Source organism: Candidatus Baltobacteraceae bacterium (assembly GCA_036559195.1).
Lineage (GTDB): Bacteria > Vulcanimicrobiota > Vulcanimicrobiia > Vulcanimicrobiales > Vulcanimicrobiaceae > JALYTZ01.
Genome location: DATBTN010000080.1, coordinates 1 through 15522 on the forward strand (window position 1 = coordinate 1; position 15522 = coordinate 15522).

Annotated in this window: 19 protein-coding genes; 1 reads left to right on the plus strand and 18 read right to left on the minus strand. The window is 63.5% G+C overall.

Annotation, left to right across the window (positions count from 1 at the left end):
• The coding region (locus VIG32_12470; GenBank protein HEY8298821.1) for a hypothetical protein at window positions 1-310 on the plus strand (310 nt) is incomplete at its 5' end.
• On the opposite strand, the gene trpA is transcribed toward VIG32_12470, so the two are convergent.
• From trpA to secY, 18 genes are all read right to left on the minus strand, one after another.
• Window positions 307-1116 (minus strand): tryptophan synthase subunit alpha, encoded by an 810-nt coding sequence (gene trpA / locus VIG32_12475; GenBank protein HEY8298822.1) that lies wholly within the window; start codon window positions 1114-1116, stop codon window positions 307-309. The genes VIG32_12470 and trpA overlap by 4 nt on opposite strands.
• Complete coding sequence (trpB, locus tag VIG32_12480) at window positions 1116-2294, minus strand: tryptophan synthase subunit beta (GenBank protein HEY8298823.1); 1179 nt, start codon at window positions 2292-2294, stop codon at window positions 1116-1118. Before trpB ends, trpA begins: the two co-directional genes overlap by 1 nt.
• Complete coding sequence (locus tag VIG32_12485) at window positions 2284-2913, minus strand: phosphoribosylanthranilate isomerase (GenBank protein HEY8298824.1); 630 nt, start codon at window positions 2911-2913, stop codon at window positions 2284-2286. Before VIG32_12485 ends, trpB begins: the two co-directional genes overlap by 11 nt.
• Window positions 2914-2917: 4 nt before the next feature.
• Window positions 2918-3724, minus strand: coding sequence for an indole-3-glycerol phosphate synthase TrpC (gene trpC, locus VIG32_12490; GenBank protein ID HEY8298825.1), 807 nt, complete (start codon window positions 3722-3724; stop codon window positions 2918-2920).
• Window positions 3717-4727, minus strand: a complete 1011-nt coding sequence (gene trpD / locus VIG32_12495; protein ID HEY8298826.1) for an anthranilate phosphoribosyltransferase — start codon at window positions 4725-4727, stop codon at window positions 3717-3719. The genes trpC and trpD overlap by 8 nt, the downstream gene beginning before the upstream one ends.
• Window positions 4728-4832: 105 nt before the next feature.
• Window positions 4833-5186, minus strand: coding sequence for a 50S ribosomal protein L17 (gene rplQ / locus VIG32_12500; protein ID HEY8298827.1), 354 nt, complete (start codon window positions 5184-5186; stop codon window positions 4833-4835).
• A 66-nt stretch (window positions 5187-5252) separates the two neighbouring features.
• A complete protein-coding gene (locus VIG32_12505) occupies window positions 5253-6176 on the minus strand; it encodes a DNA-directed RNA polymerase subunit alpha (protein HEY8298828.1) in 924 nt (307 codons plus the stop codon).
• Window positions 6177-6301: 125 nt separating this feature from the next.
• A complete protein-coding gene (gene rpsD, locus VIG32_12510) occupies window positions 6302-6961 on the minus strand; it encodes a 30S ribosomal protein S4 (GenBank protein HEY8298829.1) in 660 nt (219 codons plus the stop codon).
• A gap of 18 nt (window positions 6962-6979) precedes the next feature.
• The gene (gene rpsK, locus VIG32_12515) at window positions 6980-7375 is read right to left on the minus strand and encodes a 30S ribosomal protein S11 (GenBank protein HEY8298830.1); all 396 of its coding nucleotides are present in this window, start codon (window positions 7373-7375) and stop codon (window positions 6980-6982) included.
• A gap of 343 nt (window positions 7376-7718) precedes the next feature.
• Window positions 7719-9068, minus strand: a complete 1350-nt coding sequence (locus tag VIG32_12520; GenBank protein ID HEY8298831.1) for a copper amine oxidase N-terminal domain-containing protein — start codon at window positions 9066-9068, stop codon at window positions 7719-7721.
• A gap of 161 nt (window positions 9069-9229) precedes the next feature.
• The gene (locus VIG32_12525) at window positions 9230-10417 is read right to left on the minus strand and encodes an MFS transporter (GenBank protein HEY8298832.1); all 1188 of its coding nucleotides are present in this window, start codon (window positions 10415-10417) and stop codon (window positions 9230-9232) included.
• The gene (locus VIG32_12530) at window positions 10398-11141 is read right to left on the minus strand and encodes an NTP transferase domain-containing protein (protein HEY8298833.1); all 744 of its coding nucleotides are present in this window, start codon (window positions 11139-11141) and stop codon (window positions 10398-10400) included. Before VIG32_12530 ends, VIG32_12525 begins: the two co-directional genes overlap by 20 nt.
• Complete coding sequence (locus VIG32_12535) at window positions 11138-11998, minus strand: DUF72 domain-containing protein (GenBank protein ID HEY8298834.1); 861 nt, start codon at window positions 11996-11998, stop codon at window positions 11138-11140. The genes VIG32_12530 and VIG32_12535 overlap by 4 nt, the downstream gene beginning before the upstream one ends.
• Window positions 11999-12085: 87 nt before the next feature.
• Window positions 12086-12472, minus strand: a complete 387-nt coding sequence (gene rpsM / locus VIG32_12540) for a 30S ribosomal protein S13 (GenBank protein ID HEY8298835.1) — start codon at window positions 12470-12472, stop codon at window positions 12086-12088.
• Window positions 12473-12479: 7 nt separating this feature from the next.
• Window positions 12480-12596, minus strand: a complete 117-nt coding sequence (gene rpmJ / locus VIG32_12545; protein HEY8298836.1) for a 50S ribosomal protein L36 — start codon at window positions 12594-12596, stop codon at window positions 12480-12482.
• A 41-nt stretch (window positions 12597-12637) separates the two neighbouring features.
• Window positions 12638-13441, minus strand: coding sequence for a type I methionyl aminopeptidase (map, locus tag VIG32_12550; GenBank protein ID HEY8298837.1), 804 nt, complete (start codon window positions 13439-13441; stop codon window positions 12638-12640).
• Entirely contained in the window at window positions 13438-14091 is a 654-nt protein-coding gene (locus tag VIG32_12555; protein ID HEY8298838.1) for an adenylate kinase, read from the minus strand. The genes map and VIG32_12555 overlap by 4 nt, the downstream gene beginning before the upstream one ends.
• Entirely contained in the window at window positions 14091-15407 is a 1317-nt protein-coding gene (gene secY, locus VIG32_12560; protein HEY8298839.1) for a preprotein translocase subunit SecY, read from the minus strand. Before secY ends, VIG32_12555 begins: the two co-directional genes overlap by 1 nt.
• Window positions 15408-15522: the final 115 nt, after the last annotated feature.

Sequence of the window (15522 nt, forward strand, 5' to 3'; positions counted from 1 at the left end):
GTACATGGCCGTCGGCATGGGCGAGATGTATCGCGACGTCGTGCGCGGCGCGTACGTCAAAGCGCTGCAGCGCTACATTCCGGAGCTTAAGGTTGAGGACACGTTGCCCGGACCGTCCGGCGTTCGCGCGCAAGCGATGAATTCCGACGGTTCGATGGTCGACGATTTCGTCTTCGAGGGATCCGACGGCGTCGTGCACGTTCGCAACGCCCCGTCGCCCGCCGCGACCTCGTCGCTGGCGATCGGTGCGTATATCGCCGACGACGCCGACAAACGGTTCGGTCTCGGGAGCACCGCGGCGGTCGTCTAAAGGTTCGCGGGGCGTTCGTATCCGGCGGCGGCGATCAACGGAACGACGAACGTTCGCACGCGGTCGGCTGCCGCTTGTTCCCGCGAGTCGCCGTAGGCCTCGATCAGCGCGCTTCCCACGATAATACCGTCCGCCACCGGCGCGATTTCGCGCACGTGTTCGGGTAGGCTCACGCCGAACCCGACGGCGAGCGGCTTGCGCGTGACGGTCCGCAACGCGGCCAGGTGCGCGCGCAGCGGCGAAAAGTCGGGCACCCTCGCAGCGCCCGTCACGCCCAAACGTGAAACGACGTACGCGAATCCGCCCGATCGCTCAGCGATCCTCGACGCACGTTCGAGCGGCGTCGACGGCGCGATCAGCAGCGGCATCTCCACGCCGTGCGCCGTCAGCGCCGCTTGGAGTTCGGCGGTCTCCTCAAGCGCGACGTCCGGTACGATGCAGCCGGCAACGCCGGCCGCCGATGCGTCGCGCGCGAACCGTTCGATTCCGTAGCGATAGACCGGATTGAAATAGGTGAAGAGCACGATCGGCGGCCCCGCGCCGTCGCGCACCTCCCGCGCAAGATCCAACACGTGTTCGATTGCAATCCCGTTGCGCAGGGCGCGCACTCCGGCGGCGGCGATCGTCGGCCCGTCGGCGAGCGGGTCGCCGTAGGGAATGCCCAGTTCGATCGCGTCGGCGCCGGCCTCCCTGAGAACGGTTAGAATACGCCTGGTCGTTGCGACGTCGGGATCGCCCGCCATCACGTACGGCACGAACGCGCTGCGATATTCGCCGCGCGCGCGCGCGAAAACCGGCGCGAGCATCAGCGCCGCAGCTCGCGAACTTGGTTGATGTCTTTGTCGCCGCGTCCGCTCAAATTGACGAGAATCAAATCGTCCTTCGATCGTTCCCGCGCGAGCGTGCGCGCGAACGCGATGGCGTGCGCGCTCTCGAGCGCGGGAACGATCCCCTCGGCGCGAGCGAACGCAAAAAACGCGTCGAGCGCCTCGTCGTCGGTCACGGGCACGTACGTCGCTCGACCGCTCTGTTTGAGAAACGCGTGTTCGGGACCGACGCCCGGATAATCGAGCCCGGCACTAATCGAGTGCGTATCCTGCACTTGGCCTCGCTCGGTCTGCAAGAGGTACGAACGCGACCCGTGTAAGACGCCGACGCTGCCCGCTCCCAGCGCGGCGGCCGTGCGCCCCGACTCGAGGCCTTCGCCGGCGGCCTCGACGCCCCACAGGCGCACCGCTGCGTCGTCGATGAAGCCCGCGAAGATTCCGATTGCGTTGCTTCCGCCGCCGACGCAGGCAACGACGTCGGTCGGCAACCGGCCGAATTGTTCGAGACATTGGCGGCGCGCCTCGATCCCGATGATCTTTTGAAATTCGCGCACCATGTAGGGGTACGGATGCGCTCCGACGACGCTTCCGATCACATAAAAGGTATCCTCGACGCGCGCGGCCCACTGTCGAAACGCCTCGTTGGTCGCATCTTTGAGCGTTCGCGTGCCGCCCGAGACCGCGTGGACGTTCGCGCCGAGCAGGTTCATGATATAGACGTTGAGCGCCTGACGCTCGACGTCGAGCGCACCCATGTACACGTCGACCGGGATGCCGAACTTCGCCCCGACGGTCGCCGTCGCCACGCCGTGCTGGCCCGCTCCGGTTTCCGCGATGATGCGCCGCTTCCCCATTCGCCGCGCGAGCAGCGCCTGACCGACGGTGTTGTTGATTTTGTGCGCGCCCGTATGATTGAGATCTTCGCGCTTGAGCGCGAACGGCACCGATGAGATGCCGGCGGCGTATCGATCCGCGCGGTAAACGGGTGACGGGCGGCCGACGAAGTGCTGCAGGATCGTTTCGTACTCGAGCCAGAATGCGGGATCGGCAAACGCCGCCTCCATCGCAATTTCGAGTTCCCCGAGCGCCGCGATTAAAACCTCCGGAACGAAACGGCCGCCGAAATCGCCGAAGTACCCGCGAGCGTCAGGCCGCATCGGTCTCCTTAACGGCTTGCACGAAGGCACGCATCTTCATTGCATCTTTGCGCCCTTCGGTCTCGACGCCGCTGCGCACGTCGACGCCGAAGGCGCGAACGGTGCGCACGCACTGCGAAACGTTCTCCGGATTGAGGCCGCCGGCCACGATCACCTGGCGCGAGCGGGCAATCGGCGCGACCACCCTCCACGGAAACGCCGTGCCGGTTCCGCCTGCACGCACGGGGTCTTTCGTATCGAAAAGAATGATGGCGCGCGGGTGATCGTTGCACGCGCGTTCGAGCGACTCGGTCGTCGCGTTTTCCGCAACGTGAACGGCCTTGATGATCTTGCCGTCGAGCGAGGAAACGAAACTCGCCGGCTCGTCGCCGCTCAGTTGTACGACGAGATCGGGGAAAATATCGCGCGCGCGATCGATCTCTTCGCGGGTCGGATTGACGAACACCCCAACGGGCGTGATGAACGGCGGCAGCTTCTCCGCGATATACTTCGCGTCGCTCTCGGTGATGCGCCGCGTCGATGGCGCGAAGATCATGCCGATCGCATCGGCGCCCGTCTCCACTGCGAGCATGGCGTCGTGCCAATTCGTGCAGCCGCAGAACTTGATGCGGGTACGCAAGCGCTCAGGCCCCTGCGGGCGCGGCGAGCGCCGACTTCAGTGCGCGAATGGCGGCCACCGGATCGTCGGCACGCATGAGCGTCTCGCCGACGAGAAAACCGCGCGCGCCGGCCGCGTAAAGCCGCGCGATGTCCTCCGGGCCGCGCATCCCGCTCTCGCTGATCACGATCGCCTCGGGCGGCGCGAGGGGAAGCAAATAGTCGCTCACCGCAAGATCCGTCTCGAAGGTACGCAGATTGCGGTTATTGATGCCGACCAGCCGCGCGCCGAGCGACGCCGCCCGCTCGAGTTCGGCGGCGTCGTGCACTTCGACCAATACGTCGAGATCGTAGAGGGAGGCTTCGGCGATATTCTCGCGCAGCTGCCCGTCGGTCAAGCCCGCGACGATCAGCAAAATCGCGTCGGCGCCGTATGCGGCCGACTGGACAACTTCGTAGGGCGTACTCAAGAAATCTTTGCGCAAGATCGGCTTGCTCGATACCGCACGAACGATGTCGAGGTAGGCGAGTTCGCCTAGAAAGTGATCCGACTCCGTCAGCACGCTGATGCAGTCGACCCCCGCCCGCTCGTAGAGACGGCCCGTCGCCGCGGGATCGAAGTTACGCGCGATCAATCCGGCCGAGGGCGACGCGCGCTTGATTTCGCCGACGATCGCCGGTCCGGCTGCGGTTCGCAGCGCCGTGCCGAACGCGCGACGATCCGCGCGGCGCGCGATCGCTCGTTCGCGCAGGACGGGATACGGCTCGTCGGCCTCGCAGCGGGCACTCACGAGCGCTTTCGCGCCGTAGATCTTCTCGAGGATGTCAGCCACGACTCGCTCCTTTGGCGCGCTCGAAGAGTTGGAGCGCGCGTCGGCCCGTCAGCATCTCGCGCGCGATCGAGAGTCCTTCGCCAATGGTCTCCGCCGCGCCGCACACCTGCAGCGCGAAGGCGGCATTGAGCGCAACCACGTCGGCTCGCGGGGATGACTCGCCGCCCAAGATCTGCGCGAACGCCTGCCGGCAACGTTCGACCGACTCGCCGCGAATCGCTTCGAGGGGCGCGTGAATGCCGTAGTCCCGCGGATCGAGCTGCCAGCGGCGGGCGCCGCCCGGGCCAAAGCTGTAGACGGCCGTCGGTCGATCTCCGCCGATTTCGTCGATGCCGTCTCCCCCGTGAACGACCGCGCCGGCCTCGACCCCGAGTCCGCGCAGCACGTCACCCACCAGTTCCATCTGCGACTCGCGAGCCACGCCTACGACTTGATGCGTGGCGCGTGCCGGATTCGTCAGCGGCCCGAGCACGTTAAAAATCGTCCGCACGCCGAGCTCGCGCCGAACCGGCGCGACGTTTCGCATCGCCGGATGGTAGCGCGGCGCGAACATGAAGGTAAAATTCGTCTCGCGCAGCACGGCCGCCGCCACCGCCGGCGAGAGATCGATGTTCATGCCCTCCGCTTCGAGCACGTCGGCGCTCCCGCACGCGCTCGACGCCGCGCGATTGCCGTGCTTGGCGACCGCAATGCCTGCGGCCGCAACCACCAGCGCCGCCATCGTCGAGATATTGATCGTATTGGCGCCGTCGCCGCCCGTCCCGACGACGTCGACGACGCGTTTCAAACCGTGCTCCACGTGGAGGCTGCGCTCGCGCATCGCACGCGCCGCACCCACCACCTCGGGGAGCGTTTCGCCTTTCGCCGCGAGCGCAGTCAAGAGCCCGGCCGCCTGAATGGGCGAGATCGCTCCGTCCATGATCTCGCCGAAAAGCTCGTAAGCTTCCGAATCGCCGAGATCGGCGCCGCCGATGAGGCGCCGCAATAGAACCGCGTACTCCATCACGTTTGTCCGAACTCTTCGCAGTTGCACGGCGAACATCCCCGGCAACGAAAAAGACGCCCCGGGCGGCAACCCGAAGCGTCTATCCGCGTGCGCACGCGCGCGCTATTTCACGAGTTCGAGGATCGAGAGCTCCGCCGCGTCGCCAGGGCGCACGCGCGTCTTGATGATACGCGTGTAGCCGCCGCTGCGCTCCTTGAGCGCCGGGGCGATCTGCTCGACGAGTTTCTTTACGACGGCGGGTTCCGTGAGATACTCGGCCACGAGCCGGCGCGAATGAAGGTCGCCGCGAGCGGCCTGCGTGATCAGGCGCTCGACGATCTTGCTGACTTCCTTCGCTTTGGTCGTGGTCGTTTCGATCTTCTCATGCTTGAAGAACGAGGTCGCGAGATTGCGCAGGAGCGCCTTGCGATGCCCGTCGGTACGTGAGAGACGTTTGTAAGCTATTTGATGCGGCATTTCATTCCTATTCTTCGCGGCTCGACCGAGGGTCGAACGCCACAGACTCGCCGGCGGCGAAGCCTGCTATTGGCGTAGCGAGAGTCCTCTCTCTTCCAGAACTTGCTTGATTTCGTCCAGCGACTTCTTTCCGAAGTTGCGCATTTTGATGATCTCGTCTTCGGTCATGTCGAGCAGCTCGGAGACCTTCGAGATGCCGGCGCGTTTGAGGCAGTTGAACGAGCGGACCGACAGGTTGAGCGTTTCGACCGGAACGTCCCATTCGCTGGCCGGCGCCTCGGGGATCGGCTTCTCTTCATTGGTGAAGTTGACGAACAGATCGAGCTGCTCTTGCATGATGATCGCCGCGGTCGAGAGCGCTTCATCCGGCGTCACCGAACCGTTGGTCTCGATCTCGATGGTCAGACGGTCGAAGTCGACGTTCTGGCCGACGCGCGTATCGTCAACCGTGAAATTGACCTTGCGAATCGGCGAGAAGATCGAATCGAGCGGGATGAGGCCGATCATGTGTTCGACGTTGCGCTGACGGTCCGAGGTAACGTAACCGCGTCCCTTTTCGACGCCGATCTCCATCTGCAGCTTCGCGCTCTTCGCCGAAAGCGTCGCGATGTGATAGCCCGGGTCGAGGATCTCGACGTCGGGATCCTGCGTGATGTCCGCAGCGGTGATCGCTTTGGGACCGCTGACGTTGAGCGTCAACACCTTGGGTTCTTCGGTGTTGAGTTTCACCGGAAGACCCTTGAGGTTGAGCATCAGCGAGATCGTGTCTTCGACGATTCCCGGAATCGTCGAGAACTCGTGCAGTACGCCGTCGATCTTCATGTACGTTACGGCGGCGCCGGGGATCGAGCTGAGCAGAATGCGGCGCAGCGCGTTGCCAAGCGTGATACCGAAGCCGCGCTCGAGCGGCTCGATCGCAAATTTCGCAAAATTATCGCGACGCTCGCGAACTTCGATCGCGGCGCCTTGCGGCATATCCAGTACGGTCATGATGAGTTTCGATTATCCTTTGTTGCTGCCCAAGTTATCCGTCGCACATTTCTCGAGCGCGACGATCGCACTCCCGGCAGCGGCTTTTTTCTTTATTTTCGTGGTTCGCGGTTCGCGCGGCCGTCCTACCTGCTGTAATACTCCACGATCAACTGCTCGTCTACGGGCGTATCGATCTGCTCGCGTGAAGGCAATTGAACGACCTTCGCCGTTTGCTCGCCGTCGTTGTATTCGAGCCACTCGGGCGCGCGGCGGTTCTTCGCGACTTCGAAGTTGGCTTCGAAGACCGGCGATTTTTTACTGCGGTCCGCGATGGTAATGACGTCGCCCGTTTTCACGATGTACGACGGGATGTTGACCATCTTGCCGTTGACGCGGAAGTGACGGTGCGTCACGAGCTGACGGGCTTGCGCGCGGCTGTTCGCGAGATTGAGGCGATACACGACGTTGTCGAAGCGGCGTTCCAACAGCTGCAGGAACGAACGCCCGGTTTGACCCGGAACGCGCGCCGCCTCGCGGAAGTAGTTCTCGAATTGCGTCTCGTGAACGCCATAGTAGCGGCGCATCTTCTGCTTCTCTCGCAGTTGGCGGCCATACTCGGAGACCTTTTGACGGCTTGGCTTGCCCTGGGTCTTTTGCCCCGGCGCCGTGCCGCGGCGTTCGACCGCGCACTTTTTGCTCAGGCAGCGATCGCCTTTAAGGAAGAGTTTGATCTTTTCGCCGGTCTTGCTCGAGGCCGTTTCGCGGCGGCACAAACGGCAGACGGGTCCAGTATAACGTGACATGCTCTCTCCAGCCCCCCGCTAAACCCGGCGCCGCTTCGGCGGACGGCAACCGTTGTGCGGAATGGGCGTGACATCTTTGATAAGAGTGATTTCAAGGCCGGCGGCCTGCAGCGAACGAATCGCGGCTTCGCGACCGCCGCCCGGTCCTTTGACCAGGACTTCGGTCGATTTCATGCCGTGTTCCATCGCTTTACGTGCGACCGTTTCGGCGGCCATCTGCGCGGCGAACGGCGTCGACTTCTTCGAGCCTTTAAACCCGAGATTGCCGGCGGACGCCCACGCGATGACGTTGCCGAGATTGTCGGACATGGTCACGATGGTGTTATTGAACGACGCGTGAACGTGAGCGACGCCCGATTGGACGTTCTTAAACTCTCGCTTCTTACGCGATTTCGTTTGCTTCTTGGCTGCCAAGCGTAGTTCTCCGAATGCCCCGACGAACGCGGGGCGGTTGTTTATCCTGATCCCCGAACGACGGGGCTGTCGTCGCCTCGACCGGCTCGGCTCCGATTCCCGGAGTCTGCCGATCTTCACATTCTACGGTCGCACGGCGAGGGCGACCTACGGGCAAAGATGCCGCGTGCGTCGTGAGAGAGATTTTCACCGACGCCGACGAGTAAGTCTACACGAACCCGCCCCGACGGTCAAGCGCATAAGCCGCCCGAGGCCGGCCCCACCCCCGGCACCTCCACAGACAGAGCAGCCCCGGTATCTCTACCGGGGCTGCCCTGCTTCTAACTAGAGGATCTATTCCGGTCTAGAAGTGGATGCCCAATCCGACGTACGGGCCATTGTGGGTCGCGTCGCTCGGAGCGTTCGACTTGTTGTTCAAGCGATCGCCCAGGAAGCCGAAGTCCAGGAACACCGGCGATTTGCCAAAGTTAATGGCGGCGCCGATTTGGTACTTCAGTTCGTTGTACGCGAGGTTGTAACCGACGCCCGTACCCGGGTCCGTGAAGTTACCCTTCACGTTGGGGTAGTACCACGCGCTGCCGTAAAGCGAGAACGTGTGATTGAGGTCGGGGAGCTTCTCCACGCCGAAGCCGAAGCCACGCAGGCGCGGGTAGCCGTAGTTGCCGTCGCGGTAGAGGTAGCCAACGCCCACATAGATGTGCGGGTCGGCAACCTTCAGGCCCAAGCGGCCGTCGAAGTCACGATCGCGGACCGTGAAGGACGGAACGAAGGTCTGACCGGTCTGGCCGATCGTCGTTACGCAGCCCTGGTCGCCGTTCGCGCCGGCCGGGGGGCCAACACTACAGGGAGTTCCCGGGGCGAAGTTCGTGCTTCCGAAGTGCGGGTAGACGAACTGGCGGAAGTCGCCTTCGAGCATCCAGGGCAAGTTGAAGAGGTTGAACTCCGCAGCACCACGGATGGTGTACGACTCTTTACCGCTTCCGGTGTTACCCGGGCTGAACTCGTTGTAGACTTTCGGGCTCGTGATGAAGTCGCCCGCGATGAAGCGATCCTGGAACGGCGTTGCCACCGGTGCAGGCGTCGGTGCCGGCGTTGCGCTCTCGACTGGTGCCGGAGTGCTCGGCGGCGGCGGCGGCGTCGCGGGAAGATAACGAACGACGACGAGTCGCTTGTCGGGTACCCACTGTACGTAGGCGCCCATGCCTTCAGAGATCACGCGAACCGGTACGAGAACCGAACCACGATAGATCTCCGGCGGCACGTCGAGCGGACGGGTCTCGCCATTAATGGTAACTTCCGGTTTACCGACGGTCACTTTGACATCGGCTCCGGGTTTGGTCACGTCGACCGTTTTGCTGCCGGGGTCATACGACACCGTCGCACCCATTTGCTCGAACATCGAGCGAAGCGGAATCAAAATGGTTCCGCCTCGTACGAGTGCAGAAAGAACGCGCCCTTGCTTGAGCGTGTTCGGCTTCGAGTAAACGTGATGGTCATTGAAAAGGATGGGTATCTCGCCCGACGGCGGAGAGCCGAAGTTCGCCGCCGGTGGAGCGCTCGTTGTCGATGCCTGCGCGATCGCGTGGTTTCCAATGTTACCCTGCGACGCAGACCCCGACGGAGCGGCTACCGCGTTGAGTCCAAGTCCCGCTACCATCAGCGCGACGAGAACTCCGGTGCTCAGTCGTTTCACTAGTGCCTCCTAACGTTGTATTTCAAGTGACCGGGCGTACTCTCGCGTATGAATTAAGGAAAGAATCCGCTCGGTCCCCGTTCTGCCTAACGAGCAAGGGACGTCTTATAGTTCCCCAAGTCCCAGGCAGCCTAGAGCGTCATTCCCAAATTATGCGGAGTTCACACCCGAACGTTTGTAGCAGGCAGGCGCCAAATCCATGCGATGCCGGCCGCTACTTCGATCGCGGCGAGCGCAAACGCGACGCGAGGCGCGCCCGATGACTCCAGCGCGTGGAAGGCGATCAACACCGCCGAGGTCAACGCCGGCGCCACGATTTGCGGGCCGATCAATGCGAGATTCCAAATGCCGAACGCCGTCGCGAGGGCCTCTCGCGGCAACAGCGCGCATCCCAGAGCCCAGTCGGCGCTCAAGAAAACGCCCCACGCAGCGCCGGCAATCGTGACGGCCGCATAGAGCGCGAGCGCGTCGTGCCCGATTACGAACGTACAGAGTCCGGCGATGAATCCCACGCCCGCCGCCGTCACGACCGCGCGCCGATCGAAGCGGTCCGCGGGACGCGCTCCAAACGCCGCCCCGACGGTTCCCGCCATCAGAAAGATCACGAGCAGCGGACCGGTCGCGGCCGCCGCATCGCCTACGATGCCTCCGAGCGATGCAACGTAAAAGTACAAGTAGCCCAGCAACGTATAGAAGCCGACGTAGATCAGCGCGCGCGAAAGAAACAAATCCATAAAGGTGCGCGTGATCTTCATCCGAGCCGCCGCAACCGTTCGCAGCGGCAACCTGCGGACGTGCGCGCTCGTGCCGATCGCCGTCGCGACGAGGATCGCACCGAGTCCCGCCGCGACGACCCGCAAATCGGCGACCGACGATGCCAAGATCGCGCCGGCCGCGTTGCCGAGGCTTTGCAGTGCCGCCATCCACGACGATGCGGTCCCCGTGCGCTGCGGCGCGATGTAGTCGGGAATCACCGACTGGTACGGACCGATGGCGACGTTCATGCCGAACTGCAGCAGCACGAACGCGCCAATCAATTGTGCGAACGTGGCCGCCGTATAGAACGCCGCGAGCGCGACGACCGCAACCCCCACGCCCGCAAAGTAAAACTCGGTGCGCCGGCTTCCGCGCGCTCGGCGCCGGTCGGCGAGCGGACCGATCGCGAGTTGCGTCATCCCCGCAACGATCGCGCCGCCGGTCGCAATCGCGCCGTACGACGCGAGGGCGTGCGCGCCGCCGAGCTGGCTCGAGCGCGCCTGCAGCGAGATCGCGAGCACGCCTCCCCAAACGGCCTGGATGCCGAACCACAAGAAGCCCAGTCGGGCCGGACTAGGCGTGCGCGCAGGCATACTCGTAATCCGCAGCCGTATCGCAATCGAACGCCAGCTCCGGTGCGGCCGCGCGGATCGCGATCGCGGGCAGGCCGACGACGCGCAAAGCATGCGCTTCGAGCCGCGCGATCGAGAGCCGCCGCGTCGCGAAATCGGCCAGCAGCGGGAGACCCAGAAGCGCGGCCATCTTCCACGCGCTCTTACGGGCATCGAACAGACGCGCGGCAAACGCATCGACCCGCATTCGCGCGCCGGCGGGAATGACGAACGCGCCGCCGTTGCTCACGCGCTCGCCCGCCAAACAAATTCCATGCGGCGGCGCGTTCGGAAAACGCCGCGCGTACGCGGACTCCTCGGCGAGCGGCATCGCCAGAACGCCTTCCGGGACTCGATCGATAAAGTCGCGCAACGCGTCGGCATCCACGTACGGCATGTCGCTTGCGAGATAGAGCAGCGGCCCATCTTCCGCCCAGCTAGCGAGAGCGGCGCGGACGTTTGCCGCGCCGGACGGATGTTCGGGAATCAGCTTGTCGATTGTTCCGTCGCTCGCCTCGCGAACTTCGGCACCACCCACCACGGCGATGCGCAACGCACCCGCTCCGCGCGCCGCAGCGATCGCGCGCTGCAGCATCGTCGCATCGCGGACGCGCCCGAGTCCTTTGACGTCCGTGCCGATTGCCCGCGCGAAGGCGCCGCCGACGCGGCCGCCCGCCGTAATTACGGCGTCGCGCGGCGTCCTCACTCGAGACCCGGCAGACCGGGCTGCGCCGGCGGCGGCAGGGCCGGACGCGCCACAATCTCGGCCGCGGCTTCGCCGTAGCGCTGTTCGAGCATCTGCTCGAGCATTTCCGCGTTGCGCGCGGCACCCCCGCGTGCGTGGTTGTTAAAGAACGCAAACGTGGTCTCTGCCGCGGCTTCGATCTCCGCGATACGATCGCTCCAGGCAACGAGTTCGTCGGGAGAATAGGTGTACGTGTATCGCGTAACATTGTCGCCCGTCCACCATTGGGCCGCGTTGCGGCCGTGCAAGCGTACGTATCCCACGCTGCCGCTTACGTCCGAACTCGGATGCAGCAGTGTATCGAACTGCGGCATATCGACGTTGCACCACCCCACGCCCAGTTCGCGCAACAGCGCGAGCGTCGCCGGACGCTGCCACTCCCGGTGCCGAAACTCCGCCACGAGCGGCAGCCCGTCGAGGGCGCCGGCGATCGCCGCGAGGTAGCGCTCGTTTTCCGCGCTCGGCTTAAACCCGTTGGGAAATTGGATCAGCACCGCACCGAGTTTACGTGCGGCGAGCAGCGGTTGGAGGTTGGTGCGAAAGAGTTTGGCGTCGTCGTGAACGCGCGGCGCGGCGCCCCCGGGCGGGTGCGTGACCGACTTTGGAACCTTGAAGCAGAAGCGAAACGCTTCGGGCGTGCGCGAAGCCATGCCCGCGACGGTCCGCTCGGCCGGGACCCCGTAGTACGACGCGTCGATCTCCACGGCGCCGAAGTGCCGCGCGTAAAAGCCCAGCATCTCGGCCGGCTTGATCGTGCCGGGGTAAAACGGGCCGATCCAATCCTTGTACGCATAGCCGCACGTGCCGACGTAGATCATCTCCGTCGCCTTTAACCGCCTAAGCAAAAAAGCCCCGGTTTGTGCCGGAGCTTTTCGCTGCAAAATAAGAGAGAGCGGGGCGGGCGGCTATTTCTTGGTGGCGACTTTCTTCTTGTTGCCGACGGTCTTTTTCGGACCTTTGCGCGTGCGGGCGTTCGTCTTGGTGCGCTGCCCGCGAACCGGCAGCCCGCGCCGATGGCGAATGCCGCGGTAGCAGCCGATATCCGAAAGGCGCTTGATGTGCCCCGAAACTTCGCGGCGCAGGTCGCCTTCGAGCTTGACCTGCAGCGCGTCGATCGCGTCGCGCAGCTTCTTCTCGTCGTCTTCGGTCATATCTTTGACGCGAAGGTCCGGGCTGATGCCGGCGTGCGTGAGAATGCGCTGTGCCGTCTTCGGGCCGACCCCGTAAATATAGGTCAGCGCGATTTCGGCGCGCTTTTCGCGCGGAAGATCGATACCGGAAATACGTGCCATGTTAAATTTACCCCTGAACCTGTTTGTGCTTGGGATTCACGTCGCAGATCACGCGCACTTTGCCTTCGCGCCGAATGATCTTGCATTTCTCGCATATGCGTTTCACTGAGGGCCGAACCTTCATGTCTTTTCTACTCTCTCTTATTTTGTCGAGACCGTCGCCGCTTAGGCGGCGGCTTCTTCTTTTGGGCGATACTTTTCGACATCGGGGTGTTCCCCGATATCGCGTAGGGTGAGAATCTTGGGACCGTCGTCGGTGATGGCGATGGTGTGCTCGAAGTGCGCTGCGAGTTTACCATCTGCCGTGACAACTGTCCAGCCGTCTTCGAGGGTTTCGACGTTATAGGCGCCTTCGGTGATCATCGGCTCGATGGCCAGCACCAGGCCCGCGCGCAGTTCCAGGCCGGCTCCGGCGCTCCCATAGTTGGGGACCTGCGGCTCCTCGTGCATTTTCGTGCCGACGCCATGCCCGACGAGTTCGCGAACGACCCCGTAGCCGTTCGATTCGGCGTGCTTCTGAACGGCCGAGCCGATATCGCCGAGCCGCTTGCCGCGATGCATCTGCGCGATGCCGAGCATCAGGCATTGCTGCGTGACCTCAAGCAGCCGCCGCGCTTGAGCCGAGATCGATCCGATCGGAATCGTCACGGCGCTATCGCTCACGTAGCCCTCGAAGGTCGTGCCGATATCGATCGAGAGCAGATCGCCCTCTTGAAGCACGCGATCGCCCGGAATACCGTGAACGACCTCTTCGTTGACCGACGCGCAGATCGAGGCCGGATAATCGTAATAGCCCATAAACGTCGGTACGCCGCCGAGCTCGCGAATGCCGCGCTCCGCCATCGCGTCGAGATCGCGGGTCGTCATTCCCGGCTTTGCCGAACGCATCAGGTCGCCGAGCACTTTCGCCGTGATCTTTCCGCTGCGGCGCATCGTCTCGATTTCGCGCGGCGATTTGATCGTGATCACTGCGCGTTCACCGCACCGACGCGGTCGAGAATCTCGCGGGTGACGGCATCGATACCGGCCAGCGCATCGACTTCGATCAGCTTGCCGGTCTTGCGATAATACGCGACCAGCGGTTTGGTCTGCGCCTCGTACACGTCGAGTCGCTTGGCGACGGTCCCCGGTTTGTCGTCTTCACGCTGCACGAGCGGGCCGCCGTCGTCGTCGCAGTGTCCGGCCGTCTTGGGTGGAACCGTGATCGTATTGTAAACCTTGCCGGTGCGCGGATTCGTCCAGCGCGACGTCAAGCGGGTCATCAGGGTCTCGCGATCGGCGTTAAAGAGCACGACTGCATCGAGCGAGAGCGCCTTGCGCGCCAGCAATTCGTCGAAGGCCTGGGCTTGGGCGACCGTGCGCGGAAACCCATCCATGATAAAGCCGTTGGCTGCCTGGTTGACGAGATAGCCTTCGATCATCTTGACGATCAGTTCGTCGGGCACCAGTTCGCCGCGCTGCATGTACCCTTCGGCCTGACGGCCGAGTTCGGTGCCGGCTCCGCGGTTCTCGCGCAGAATGTCGCCCGTCGAGATCTGACGCACGCCGAACTGCGACTCCAAAATGTGCGCCTGCGTGCCTTTGCCGGCACCCGGGGGGCCGAGGAAAACCAGCCGCATCAGCGCTTCATGAACCCGCGATAGTCGCGCATCGCCAGGCGCGCTTCGATCTGCGTGATCGTATCGAGCGCGACGCCGACGACGATGAGCAGCGAGGTCGAGCCCAGATAGAACGTCGTCACCGAGAGCCCTTGCTGCACCATACCGGGAATGACTGCGAGCAACCCGAGGTAGATCGCGGCCGCGGTCGTGATGCGCAGCAGAATGCGATTGATGTAGTCGACGGTCGGCTGCCCGGGCCGGATGCCCGGAATAAACGAGCCGCTCTTCTTCAAGTTATCGGCGATGTCGCGCGTATTGACGACGATGGCGCTGTAGAAGAACGTGAAGACGACGACCAGGACGAAGTAGACCGCATTGTAAAGCAGCGAGTTCGGGCTGAAATTCGCGTTGAGCCACTGCGAGATCGCGGCCATGGTCCCGGGGAAGCCGCCGTGTCCGACCGCCGACTGCCCGCCGTGGTTGAACCACGAGAGCGCCTGTTGCGGCAAGAGCAAGAGCGAGATCGCGAAGATGATCGAGATGACGCCCGCATTGTTGAGGCGCAGCGGAATGTACGTCGAACGGCCGGCGAACATCTTGCGTCCGACGACGCGGCGCGCTTGCTGCACCGGAATGCGGCGCTGACCCTGGTACAGGAAGACGATCGAGATGATGACCAGGATGGCGATCAGGATATACAGCACGATGTTGAGCAGACTCTCGCCGCCCTTCGACGTCGAGGCAAACGTCTGCGAAACGTACTGCGGGTAGCGCAGCACGATACCGATGAAGATGATCAGCGAGATGCCGTTGCCGATGCCTTTGTCGGTGATCTGCTCGCCGAGCCACATCAGGAACATCGTGCCGCCGACCATGATCAGGACCGCGAAGAGCATGAAATATATGCTGCGGTCGTAGAACACGCCGCTCGAACGCATGTAGTTGGCCATGAAGAATGCCTGCAGCGAAGCGAGCACGATCGTGAGCCAGCGCGTGTACTGGCTGATCTTCTTACGGCCGTCCTCGCCGCCTTTCTTCGCGAGCTCTTCGAGCTGCGGCAACACGACGGTCATCAATTGCATGATGATCGACGCGTTGATATACGGCGTGATGCCCATCGCGATGACCGAGAGCTTCTGCAGCGCGCCGCCCGAGAGGAACCCGAGCAGGTTGTAAAACGCGCCGCCTTGCAGCACTTTCTGCCAAGCCGCTTGATTCACGTTGGGGATCTGCACGTGAATCATGAACACGAAAACGGCGAACATGCCGAAAACGAACAAGACCCGCGAGCGGATCTCCGGAACCAGCAGTGCGGCGCGAAGATTATTGAGCAAGCCCTTACGCCTTTTCCGAGCCTATCGAAGCGCCTTCGATGGTGGCGCCGACGGCCGCTAACGCCGCTTTGGCACTCTCCGAGAAGAGCACGTCGCGAAAGCGCAAGCCGCTGGG